This window comes from Rubritalea sp., assembly GCF_039830215.1.
Taxonomy (GTDB): Bacteria; Verrucomicrobiota; Verrucomicrobiia; order Verrucomicrobiales; family Akkermansiaceae; genus Rubritalea.
Window position 1 is genome coordinate 1 of the sequence record NZ_JBDOPO010000186.1, and the last position, 1,936, is coordinate 1,936.

The 1,936-nt window shown below is 47.0% G+C and carries 2 protein-coding genes; both read right to left on the bottom strand.

Annotation, left to right across the window (positions count from 1 at the left end):
• Positions 1-271: 271 nt before the first annotated feature.
• Entirely contained in the window at positions 272-1,309 is a 1,038-nt protein-coding gene (locus tag ABGY95_RS06245; RefSeq protein ID WP_347440833.1) for a M23 family metallopeptidase, read from the bottom strand.
• 16 nt (positions 1,310-1,325) lie between these two features.
• Positions 1,326-1,835 (bottom strand): hypothetical protein, encoded by a 510-nt coding sequence (locus tag ABGY95_RS06250; protein ID WP_347440834.1) that lies wholly within the window; start codon positions 1,833-1,835, stop codon positions 1,326-1,328.
• Positions 1,836-1,936: the final 101 nt, after the last annotated feature.

Genomic DNA, 1,936 nt, shown 5'->3' on the forward strand with positions numbered 1-1,936 from the left:
TTCCGAACCCGGAAGTGAAACACTTTAGCGCCGATGGTAGTTGGGCGATAGGCCCTGTGAGAGTAGGTCGTCGCCAGTTTATATGTCCGCTTCTAGCTAACGCTGGAAGCGGACTTTTTTTGTGCCCAGATGCTTGAGGAGTACCGAACCCACTTTTTATAGTTAAATGGTGAACATCGGTAGTTGCCAAGCAGGGGATTGGCAGTCCCGTGTACAAAAAAGGAGTAGATTGTTACAGCTAGTCCGTTGGTGTTCTATATGATGTGTGATTCTAATCTAGGAAGCTGCTAGTCATCAGGCTGATGAAGCGTTTGCCAAGGCTGGTGAGTGTGGCTTGCTTGCCTGTGCCACTGAGAATGCCTTTGGTGTGGTACTTATGATTTGATTGGGTTGGGAGAACGTAGGTGACAGTTGGTCGAAGTACTGCGCGATTACTGGTGGAAATAGCGAGAGGGAATCCTGAACTTGCAAAGCTAATTTCCCAAGCGGGTGTCATGACTGAATGGTCACCTTGTTTTATCCATGTGTAGCGTTGCGCTAGATCAAGTTCGCGCCTGCGCGGGACGGTGACTTTGAAGTACGTCGGTATTTTAGATATAAATGAGGTGAGTGATATACGTGGATTATTTTTGTGTCGGAGAAAGAGTTCAGACACATTCAATCCATTCATATTGAGTCCACTAAAGTTACCGTGATGATTTTTGGACGAAAAATAAGCTTTATGCCATTCGGCAAAATTCTTGTTGGCCATCACTCCTAGTTCTAGGTGTAGGTGTGATCGCTCACGGGTTATTCCAGCTCCAGTATAGCCCATCTTGCCTAAAGGAGATCCAGCAGAGACTATGGAGCCTGTGGAGCAGGTGATCGACTGAAGGTGCGCGTACAGGCTGTAGAATGGACCGCTCCCCCAATTGTGTTCGACCACGACGTAATGGCCGTAGTTTGAGTTGCCAGCCACTTTGTTAGTGTAGACAACTTTGCCGTCTGCGATGGATGATACTATATCCATCGGTCGGCTGTAACGATCACGCTTTATAGGGCGGATGTCGATTCCTTCGTGGAACTTGGTGGCTATGACGCCTTCTGGGGTGCGACGAAGTGTTCTAACGTAACCATATTTTCCAGCTGTCCATGGATGGGAATCGACACCTTCAAAATTTCTGAAGGTGTACATGTAAAACTTTTCAGGAGTCTTACTAAAGAGGTATTGGTTCTCAGTGGGGAGTTTCAGGTTGAGAGTCGATTCTGCTGCAAGGTTAGCAAGAGTAAAAGTTGAGCAGGCTAGTGCTGAGAGTATAGATCGCATCATGGATTCTGAATCTCAACTACTGTTTTTTCTCGTACTTGAGGCGAGTCTTCCAAGCTTTTTCAGATTCACCAATGCGAGGGATGAGGAAGTTACATGCATTGAGCATGTTCTTATCCACACCTCTCCAGATGGTTATGACGCGACCGTCGACTTGACGGTCGATGTAGAGCATGTCGACCACATTGCCATTGATCGTGCACATGATCCATTTACCCGCATACTGACCTGAAGTCATTTTTAGTCTGCTAGCTCCAGCGCGGTTGAGCTGAAAGCTCACTCCGTACATGTCAGGATTGTGTGGTGAGGGAAATGCGTTGTAGGCGACAATGTCGCTTGTGGTGATGAAAGGGGTCTTGCTCATGAAGCGCTTGCCCTTTGGGGTTTCAATTTCGAAGGTCAGCTTCTTTGATTCGAGATTTGCAGCCTCAGTATGGAAGGCGATGGTCATCGCCGATTGCTTTTTACCTTTAGCAAAACTGAGGTTTGCCGCAAGCGAGGCAATAAGTAGGAAGAGGATAAGGCGCATAGTGCATGGAAGGTGAAGGATGGATTGCTGGGTGTGAAGAAAATTATTTGTGGATTTCTGAATCAGAGGAAGCTCTAAAATTCAGCGAGTGCTATCTATTG

Excerpts from the sequence above, each read along its gene's own strand:
- ABGY95_RS06250 (WP_347440834.1), bottom strand. The coding sequence starts at position 1,835 with ATGCGCCTTATCCTCTTCCTACTTATTGCCTCGCTTGCGGCAAACCTC.
- ABGY95_RS06245 (WP_347440833.1), bottom strand. The coding sequence starts at position 1,309 with ATGATGCGATCTATACTCTCAGCACTAGCCTGCTCAACTTTTACTCTT.